The following is a 10,426-nucleotide window of genomic DNA, read 5'->3' on the forward strand; positions in this document are numbered from 1 at the left end:
CAAATTTTGGATTTTTTATGTATAATTTATGAGAATTAGGCTATTCTCTGAATGCGCCTTTGATACTATATTAAAACAAAAAAGTGGCAATTTTAAGTTGCTACTTTTTTGTTTTATTAATTTTGTAACGATCATTCAGAACATCACAAATAAATTTAAAATCCTACTTTACTACAAACTTGTATGTACGTGTATTTATTTTTAACATGTACAAGCCTTTCGCCAAACTAGATACATTAAGTGAAAACTGACCTTGATCATCAGATGTAAACTTATTGATTAATCCATTTAAATCATATACATTTATAGCTGTTAAAGGAGCTACATTATTGATGTATAAAATCTCCGAAGTTGGATTAGGATATATTTTAACCAAATCTTGAGTATCATTAGCTTCTAAAGTTTTTAATGCAGTACCAGTCGCTTTAGTAATTACCCATTTTTGATTCCCATTATTTTTATTGAAATCCCATAATTGTACATCTGCATCATTTTGTCCCCTTGCCACATCTAATGCTTTCTGCTGACAATAATCTGGTTTTAAAACATAAGTATTCCCAAACTTTTCTATTTTCCAACGTAAAGCATTGTTTTCTGTAAAAATCTTAGAACCTAAATTACATTCGTTACCCTCAACCCTTAAATACCTTTTAGTTCTTTCATTTTGAATCGTATAAAAATTAGCTCCTTGATGTTTAAATATCCATCTTTGATCTTTAAAATTACCATTATTAATCACTCTTGCCTGGTGATTGTACCAATCTGGAGCCACTATATTCTGTTTTGTTTTAAATGAATTAATCGTGTAAATATCATCATTTAACAACTGTCCATTGCTGCCTCCATTATTACCTCCATTCGAAGTTGTTTTTATCTTAATAGAAGAAACAACATCATTAAACCCATTGTTAATTAAACAGGTATCATCCGATTTCAATGTAATTGATCTCCCTCTAAATCCTCCATCGCTATACAATATTACTTCAAAACCAGATTTAATTTTTATTGCAGATAATGCATCATTAGCAAAGTTTATAGTATTAAAATTAGCATAATCTCCTATATTTAAATTAACACTTTTTCCATTAAAATTACAATTTTCATAAAGTGTTACCGGCCCATTATTATTTGATACTGGCGTAGGTGCAGGTGTCGAAGGTCTTGGATTACCTCCATTTGAGGCAGCCCCAAATTCATAAGCTCCTATATCAATTTTTCCATTTCTATTCTTATTATCTAAATCTTCTCTAGGAGCACCAGAAGCAATTCCTTTGTCAATTGCAGGAGAATTTTTCTTTAATCTGTAATTCCCATTATTAACATTAACAAACTGAGGATTTACAGCAATTAAATTATTATTCTCTGTTGCTTTACCTGCAGAAATACTATAATCCTTGTTTCTTTGTGATCTTTTAGATCCGTTATCTTCACTACCCCATATAATGTTGTTATACAATTTGATATCAAAAGAACGAGGATGAGCTAATAAAAATCCTTTACGCTTGTTAAAAGCCATAGTGTTATTAAATATTCTAATATCAAAAACATTCCCTGTTCCTTTAGGGTGATTAAAAATCATTATCCCATCATCCGTATTGTTATGAAATAAATTATTATATACATCAATGTCAGACACATCACCTATACCTTCCGTCATTAGCGCTAATCCATGACCAACATTCCTCACAGAAACATTATTGTATATTTTTACATTTTTAACAAACGGTTTGGTTTCACCAACTGATCCATTAGCATCTAAGTAGATCCCTCTTCTGGTTAAATCATGTACATAATTATCTGCTATTTTTCCATTTTGGATACCTACTTTTATATCAATACCTTCTCCACCATTTATTGGATTTCCTCCATTAAAAATTTCATTTCCAACAATTTCAAAATCTATAATTCCATTTGATAATGTAATACACTCATTATAACCTCCATTACAAGCTTTTTCAACCTTGTTATTTAATACTTTTACGTTTCGTATATTTTTTAAGTTTCCTAAGTTCTTTTTAAAACCAACTCCCCAAACGGCAATACCAGAATTTCGTGTATTAAACGTATGGTTATTCTTTAAAACTATGTTTGATGCCGGACCCTCGACATATATACCTTCACTACGACCATTGGTTACATGCACATTTTGAACTCGTATTCCTGATACTTCAATATAACTACTCCTTAATATCAATAAAGGGGTACCATCAATAATCGCCTTTTTTTCATCGCCAGGATAAGCCTTGATTTTTATCCATTTCCCTGCTGTTCCACTTTTTCTTACCGTTATCTTCTCTTTATAAACACCTCTTCTTATAAAAATCACATCACCAGCTTGTACAACATCGGCAGCTTTTTGAATAGTTTTAAATGGGCTATTTTTAGTACCATTATTAGAATTTGAACCATTTTTAGCCACATAAATATCTTTGGCATAAAGGTTTCCTAAAAATAAAATAGAAAAAAGGCTTAGGATAAAACTTTTCCTAAAAATCGAAAGTTGATTTGCATTCATGAGTAGTTGTTATTAAATATTTACAATTAAGCATTTGCAAATTAAATAGATATTATGATTGCTTACATAGCAACTCCTTTATTCCTACATCTTTTTTACACAATTCGATAAACGTTACCTTAATTTAATTAAAAAACCATTGTCAAAATCAATTAAAAATAGTTTATACATGGGGTATGAACATAAACAAAAAGAGTACTCTAAAAATATTTAGAATACTCTTTTTTTAAAGTATTTTAATTTGGATAAATCTATATAATCTAATCTACCCTCCAATAAAATTATTGACTATTACAAAATTTATCTTGGCACATAACCATATAAATAACGCATAGCTACGATATCTTGATTTGTATACCATCTGTCTCCTAGTTCTAATGACCCCGACATTATCGAATTAAGATCTAAACCTGAATCATCAGTACCCGGTATATGTTTGATCCCAAAACCTTCCGCTTCTGTAACTTCAGCTGGAAAAGCCTTATAATCACTATGTACCAAACCAAAAGTATGTCCAATTTCATGCATCATTAAATTACGAAACTTTCCTACTGTGTTATAAGTAGCAACAATATCTGGCTTATATGAAACAACAATATTTTTTCCTGGCATATTATTTATTGGAAAGTCGGCTATAGCTTTCGCTGGACCTATATCATAAACATATGATACCGAAATATCTCTTTTTAATGTTCCAAATTGATTTCCATTAGCAAATACAGCTTTAAGTTGTACAGATGTATCCAAAATAGTATTAAATGCCCATATAGTTTGGCCTATTGCCTGTCTTTGGTATTGTTGGTTAAAATCAAAGAATGCAATGGTGTAGACACGATTACCCCCAGCTAAATTTAAAGCTGAAAAAAGTTTTTCATTTAACTCTGTACTAGCATCAATCTCTGTCAATGGCAATATAGCATCTAATTTACTTAATTCATTAACAGGAAACTTAGTATCTCCATCAACATAATATTCTTTTGTTGAATTATCAGGAAAAGTTATTGTACTTTTTATAGTTGTAGTTAAATCAAAACCAAGCTTTTCTAAATTAGCTTGTTCTCGGTTTGAAAATACATTTTCATTCTTAACTTCTGTAGCACCTTCAGCTATGTTACTATTATCTTTTTCACAAGAAAAAATGCTCATAACACTTAAGCTAATTAATACTGTCTTTAAAAAAAAATTCATTAATTTATTATTTATAAGTTTATATATGTTTAGTTGATCAACGAATATTATACGCTTTCAAACTAAATAACCCTACCCTTGTTTTATTCATTTTTTTTAAAGTTTATAAAGCTTTTTTCTAACTATATTTGAATGAAGCTCTTAAAATATTACTGGACAACATCTTAAATAATTACTGCTATTTTACCCACCAGTATCCAATAAAAAAAAACTTTATTAATTAGCTCCAGTCCTCCCAACTTAGTGAGGTATTATTAATCAAACTATTGTTTAAATACAAGTTGTTTACACAAATATGTACTTTTTAGTTATTTAGATTACTTATCATACTAATACTAGTTTACAGCTTATAAGCTTCAAAAAATAAAAAAGCAGGACTTCCAATATGGATTTCCCGCTTTTATAAAATTTTATAGCACGTTTATATAATAAAATTGCTTAACTAATAACTTGTTTATTAATTACATACTAAATTTATCTTGGTACATGACCATATAAATAACGCATAGCTACTATATCTTGATTTGTATACCATCTGCCTCCAACAAATCCAGAGAACATAATTGAATCTCGACTTAGCCCAGTATTATCTGTCCCAGGAATGTTACGTGCACCAATACCACTATCAATTTCTCCTTCAAGTATTCCTGTTAAATCACTATGTCGTAAACCGAACAAATGACCCACCTCATGCATTAATAAAGATCTAAAATTAGCTCTAGTATTATAGTTTGGTGTAGCTTCACTATTTGAATTTACACTTATATTTTTACCTGGTAAATTTTGCGACGGAAATTCTGCTAAAGCTAGTGTTAACCCCAAAACAGATCGTGGACCTAGGTCTTCAAAAAATATAGCTATATCTCTTGATGTTGAGCTAAATGCACTCTGTGGAGCAAAAACAGCTCGTAGTTGGATTGAAGTATCTAGTATGGTATTAAATGCCCATATAAAATCCCCAATGGCTTGCCTTTGGTATTCTTGATTTACATCAAAAAAGGCTACTGTATACGTCCTATTTCCTGCTGCTAAATTGAAAGATCTAAACAATTTACTATCTAATTCTGCCTCAGCATCAACTTTAGTAAAAGGTCTAATATCATCTAAGTCATCTAAAGTTGCTACGGGGTATAATTGATCTGCATTTACATAATATTCTTGAGTTGTATTATCAGGAAAAGAAATAGTTTTTTTTTCTGTATTTTTTATATCAAATCCAAGTTTTCCTAAATTGACTTGCTCTCTATTTGATAAATTAGTATTGGTTTCTAATGAATTTTCTGATGTAATAGGTGCTTCTTTTTCACAAGAAAATAAAGCTGCGGTACCAAGACCTACAATGACTATTTTAAAAATTGTTTTCATATATAATGAACGATTTGTATTTATTAAATAATTTTAGTTAGCTAACACATATTAAACGTTTCAAAGATTATTTACCCTACTACCAAACAAAAACAAATCATACTTTAAATAAGTATTTTAAAAAAACACAAGGCATCTATTTTAAGTTAAACAAAACAAAATAGACTGATAAGCAACAATATAAATCCTTACCTAGAATTTTATAAAGCTTAAAAAAACTAGAAAAAAAACACAATTAAGAATCATAACAAATAAAACACCTGTCTTTTCAACTTTATAATCCCCTATTATTTATTAGAATCGGCTACATTTGTTCTTTAATAAATAGGATAGTAATGAACATTGAAAGGGAACTAAAAAAACGAAGTAACCAAAGTTGTGAACTCTGTGGAAATACTGATAATCTTAATATATACCTAGTTCCTCCTGTAGTAAAAAATGCAGGAATAAATGAATCTATTTATACTTGCACTGTTTGCATTGAGCAAATTGAGACCCCTGAAAAAACAGATGTAAATCATTGGCGTTGTTTAAATGATAGTATGTGGAGTGAGCATAAAGCAGTACAAGTAATGGCATGGCGTATGCTAAGTCGTTTACGCAATGAGGGGTGGCCTCAAGATTTGCTAGACATGATGTATTTAGAAGAAGACGATTTAAAATGGGCGCAAGCTACCGGTGAAGGTGAAGCACCAGAAGATAAAATTATACATCGTGATAGTAATGGTGTAATTATTGAAGCCGGAGATAGCGTGGTACTGATCAAAGACTTACCTGTAAAAGGTTCTAGTATGATTGCAAAACGAGGCACCTCAGTTAGACGGGTATCACTTGATCATGAAAATGCAGCATATATAGAAGGTAAAGTTGACGGACAACAAATTGTGATTATTACAAAATACGTTAAAAAAATATAAATTTAACATGGCCAAATCAGGTAGTGCCAAAAACACAAAAAATAAAGCGCTTCATTCCAAATTAATGGAGCGCAAAAAAATAAGGCCCGAAAAGAAAAGGATAAAAATAAAGATCGTAAAAAGGAGATGGTTCGAAAATTTCAAGAACAACTAAAATCTCAACAAAATTTAGATAAAACTAAAAATGAATAATACAAATTGCCCTTGCGGGAGAAGCAAAAACTATCATGATTGTTGCGAAATTATTCACAGTAATATAACTCTAGCCAAAACACCCGAAGATGTAATGCGCTCTCGTTACACTGCCTTTGTTAGGACCAAAATAGATTATTTACTACAAAGTTGGTCTTCTAAAACCAGAGATAATTCTAGCAAAGCAAAAAAGGAACTACTTGCATGGGCAAAAGCTGTGACATGGGTAAAACTTGATGTTTTGCATACTTCTTTTACATCACCCAATACAGGCACTGTTGAGTTCAAAGCCTTTTTTTATGAAAATGGAACATTAGAATGCATTCATGAAAACTCCCTTTTTACTATTGAAAATGGACATTGGGTATATGTTGGCGAAGTATAAAGCTACCCCTTTAGCACTTTTGCAATAGCTTCAGCACATTTTTCGCCATCAATGGCTGCTGATATAATTCCACCAGCATAACCTGCTCCTTCTCCGCAAGGGTATAAACCTTTAATTTGTGGATGCTCTAGGCTAACACGATCTCTTGGAATACGTACGGGCGAAGAAGTCCTAGATTCTGGGGCATGAGCAACAGCTTCCTCTGTTAAATAACCGCGCATACTCTTATTAAAATCTTGAAAACCTTGTTTTAATATATTATGAATAAAATCAGGAAAAACACCTCCCATATCAACTGAAGTTAAGCCGGGTTTATAGGATGTTTCAGGCAAAGATTGTGAAACCTTTCCTTGGACTAAATCTGTTAAACGTTGTGCTGGTACACGTTGAGTTTCACCTCCCAAATGCCAAGCTTTTTTTTCTATTGCAGCTTGGAAATGCATTCCTGCCAAAGGACCGAACTTTGCATAGGGCTTAAAATCCTCCAAACGCAATTCAACAACAATACCACTATTCGATGTTGGTTGATCTCTTTTTGAAGGTGACCAACCATTGGTTACCACTTCGCCTTGACTTGTGGCACATGGTGCTATAACCCCACCTGGGCACATACAAAATGAATACATCCCTCTACCATTAACCTGCTTAACAATGCTATACGGTGATGGAGGCAAATAAGCACTGCGCTCTTTAGTTTTATATTGAATTTGATCAATGAACTGTTGTGAATGTTCCACTCTTACTCCCAATGCGAATGGTTTTGCTTCTATTACTATTTCTTTTTTGTATAATAATTCAAAAATATCACGCGCTGAATGCCCTGTTGCTAAAATGACTTTTCTAGCAGTAACTTTGCTACCATCATGTAAAATTACTCCATCAATTTCACTATTTTTTATATTGAAATCAATAACTCTTTGATCAAACCAAACTTCCCCTCCTTGTTCAATTATTTTTTTACGTATGGACGCAATAATGTCTGGCAATTTATTGGTTCCTATATGAGGGTGAGCATTCACTTTAATTTCTGGAGTGGCACCGAAACCAACCAATAAGTCTAATATTCGGTTTACATCCCCTCTTTTCTTAGATCGTGTATACAATTTTCCATCACTGTATGTTCCTGCCCCTCCTTCTCCAAAACAATAATTAGAATCCTCATTCACTATATGATCACGAGTAATCGCTTTTAAATCTCTCCTGCGACTACGTACATCCTTTCCACGCTCAATAATTATAGGTTTCAATCCTAATTCAATACAACGCAAAGCCGCAAAAAGTCCAGCTGGTCCAGCTCCTACAATAATGATTTGTTCGGAATTGGATACATTTGGGTAATCTGGCAGGTGTGTTAGCTTAGTAATGTAGTCTTCATTAATATATAGGGCTAAAGTCAAATTGATTTTAATATTTTTTTGCCTAGCATCAATAGAGCGCTTCACAATTTCAATATGATTTATATCCTTTTCAGGAATACTATTCAATTGAGCAACTTTTCTTTTTAAAACATGTAATAATGTGGCTTCCTTTGGAGAAACTTGAATGCGAATAGTAATGGGCATAAACTTTTAACGACTTTAGATATACAAAAATAATAATTCTCCTTGCCGAATAAAGTCCCTAAATCGGTTATTTTTGATTTTATTCCCTTAAATTGTATTAAAAAAAGCATATGAAAAATCGTTTTATTATCCCTTTTATAACTTTTATGCTATTATTTGTATCGTGTAATAACGATGATGATGGTAATTTAGTTAACATAAATGGCACAGTTAACAATCAAGTAAATTCATTTATTTACAATTCTTTACAAGCGTTCTATTTATATAAAGATGAGCAACCTTTGCTAGCCAACGACAGATTTAATAATCAAAACGAAATTAATACCTATACTAATCAACAAGGAAATCCAATAAACTTTTTTGAATTATTAACCCCTCAAAAAGATAGATTTAGCTTTATAGTTAGTGATTTTGTTAGATTAGAAAATTTTTTTAGTGGAGTCCGTTTATCCACCGGTATGGATTTTATTGAAATGGATTTGGAAAATGAAAACTCCAAATATATCGTAGCCACTCAAATTGCAAAAGGAAGTCCTGCCGACCTAGCGGGTATTAAAAGAGGCATGGTATTTAATAAAATTGACAATGAAAAAATAACAGTGAATAATAGAGGTAAACTTTTTGGTAGTGAACCCAAAAATTATTCCCTAGGACTTGCTGAAGTTGTAGATCAAAAAATCACGGACACCGATCAAACTTTTAATTTAGAAAAAATTGAATTTACAGAAAATCCAATTGCTGTTTCTAAAGTACTTGAAGTTGATAATACTAAAATTGGTTACTTATTATACAATAGTTTTATTAGAAATTCGGAAGAGGAACTTAATACGGAATTTGGGAAATTTAAATCTGCCGGAATTACTGATTTAGTTGTAGATTTAAGATATAATGGAGGCGGAAGCGTAGCAACTGCTATTGCATTAGCTAGTCTTATTACTGGACAATTCACGGATCAAGTTATATTAAAAGAACAATGGAACAGTGATTTACAAAAAAGATTTGAAGAAAGCAACCCTGAACGTTTAGTCCAAAGATTTGTAAATAAAACTCCGGCAAACTCAGCATTAAATTCTCTTAACCTTAAAAAAGTATATTTCCTTACTACTAAAAATGAAACTGCTTCATCCAGTGAATTAGTTCCTAACAGTTTAAGCGCTTATATTGATGTTGTTATTGTTGGTGATGAAACCGGAACCGTTGGAAAATCACAAGCATCTACTACTTTTTATGACTCTCCCAACCTATTTAATAAAGAAAACATTAATGAAAGTCACAAATATGCCCTTCAGCCATTAATATTTAAAAGTGTAAATAATAACAATGTTCAAGTTCCTAATAGCGGATTAACTCCGACTATCATTGCCAAGGAAAATCTTTTTAATTTAGGCACACTTGGTGATGTAGATGAACCTTTGTTAAAAAAAGCACTAGATGACATTACAGGTAAGGCTACACCTGCGGCCAAACAATTAATCCCCCAAGCACTTGGGAAATACGTAGGATCAAGTCGAATGTATGACCCAAACTACCAACGTATGTATGCATCCGAATAAAAGATATCTATTTATCAAAAACAAAAGGTTTTGTGCTTTCTCACAAAACCTTTTGTTTTTGATTATTGTACTACTTATTAAAAATACAATTTACCTTACCTTACAGTAACTTCAGGTATTTCAAAATAAGCTGTTAATTGATTCCAGGTTCCTCCAATGGGCCTTAGTTGCACTCTTAATGAATAATCTGTTCCTTTTATTAATTTTTGATCCATATTTACATCTACAAATGTCATCCCCTCTCCTTTTTTAATCACTTTTTTTCCTGAATGTATCCATTCTCCACCTTTCCATATTTCAACAACAATTTCTCTCTTTTTAAGAGCATTATAGGACACCATAAAAGTGTAATTCTTTTTACATGCAATTTTGGTTAAATCATTTGGAAAAGTAACTATTTCTTTCTTTGGCTTTAAAGTGACATTATTTTTATTGGATGTCCATGATCCAATTAAAAAACTAACCACAATAAAAAAAATAGGTCGTAAAAGTTTCATGTTCAAATTCATAATCTAAATTTAAAAATTTGCTATATAATTGGTTAAAAATAGATTATAAAAATACCATAGGTAATCATACCCACTCTAGGTTTTCATTTTTATTAACATAAAAAAACACAAATATTTCACAATCAATACATTAAAGTAAATCAACCAAATTAAATCTGATTTATTAGTCTCATTGAGCTAGTATTATACGATTTTAATTTAATATTTTCGCATAAAAGCATTAATATAATGGTGATTGCT

General features: G+C 31.2%; 8 protein-coding genes. 3 read left to right on the forward strand and 5 right to left on the reverse strand.

The window, feature by feature from the left end:
• Positions 1-163: 163 nt before the first annotated feature.
• From KQA_RS0217690 to KQA_RS0217700, 3 genes are all read right to left on the reverse strand, one after another.
• Entirely contained in the window at positions 164-2,515 is a 2,352-nt protein-coding gene (locus KQA_RS0217690) for a T9SS type A sorting domain-containing protein (protein WP_010182949.1), read from the reverse strand.
• A 300-nt stretch (positions 2,516-2,815) separates the two neighbouring features.
• Positions 2,816-3,703 carry a M57 family metalloprotease gene (locus KQA_RS0217695; protein WP_010182950.1) on the reverse strand — a complete coding sequence of 296 codons (888 nt, stop codon included), beginning with the start codon at positions 3,701-3,703 and terminating at the stop codon, positions 2,816-2,818.
• 474 nt (positions 3,704-4,177) lie between these two features.
• A complete protein-coding gene (locus KQA_RS0217700; RefSeq protein ID WP_010182951.1) occupies positions 4,178-5,068 on the reverse strand; it encodes a M57 family metalloprotease in 891 nt (296 codons plus the stop codon).
• Positions 5,069-5,403: 335 nt separating this feature from the next.
• Between KQA_RS0217700 and KQA_RS0217705 the strand changes: the two genes are divergently transcribed.
• Both KQA_RS0217705 and KQA_RS0217710 read left to right on the forward strand, forming a co-directional pair.
• A complete protein-coding gene (locus KQA_RS0217705; RefSeq protein WP_010182952.1) occupies positions 5,404-5,985 on the forward strand; it encodes a PhnA domain-containing protein in 582 nt (193 codons plus the stop codon).
• A 184-nt stretch (positions 5,986-6,169) separates the two neighbouring features.
• On the forward strand, positions 6,170-6,562 hold the full coding sequence (locus tag KQA_RS0217710; protein WP_010182953.1) for a YchJ family protein: 393 nt from the start codon (positions 6,170-6,172) through the stop codon (positions 6,560-6,562).
• Between the two features lie 2 nt (positions 6,563-6,564).
• Here the strand turns inward: KQA_RS0217710 and KQA_RS0217715 are convergent, their stop codons facing one another.
• Positions 6,565-8,124 carry an NAD(P)/FAD-dependent oxidoreductase gene (locus KQA_RS0217715; RefSeq protein ID WP_010182954.1) on the reverse strand — a complete coding sequence of 520 codons (1,560 nt, stop codon included), beginning with the start codon at positions 8,122-8,124 and terminating at the stop codon, positions 6,565-6,567.
• 110 nt (positions 8,125-8,234) lie between these two features.
• On the opposite strand from KQA_RS0217715, the gene KQA_RS0217720 reads away from it, so the two are divergent.
• Positions 8,235-9,677 (forward strand): S41 family peptidase, encoded by a 1,443-nt coding sequence (locus KQA_RS0217720; RefSeq protein ID WP_010182955.1) that lies wholly within the window; start codon positions 8,235-8,237, stop codon positions 9,675-9,677.
• Positions 9,678-9,772: 95 nt separating this feature from the next.
• Here KQA_RS0217720 and KQA_RS0217725 read toward each other — a convergent pair whose 3' ends face one another.
• Complete coding sequence (locus KQA_RS0217725; protein ID WP_010182956.1) at positions 9,773-10,186, reverse strand: hypothetical protein; 414 nt, start codon at positions 10,184-10,186, stop codon at positions 9,773-9,775.
• Positions 10,187-10,426 lie beyond the last annotated feature (240 nt).

This window comes from Aquimarina agarilytica ZC1 (assembly GCF_000255455.1).
Taxonomy (GTDB): domain Bacteria; phylum Bacteroidota; class Bacteroidia; order Flavobacteriales; family Flavobacteriaceae; genus Aquimarina; species Aquimarina agarilytica.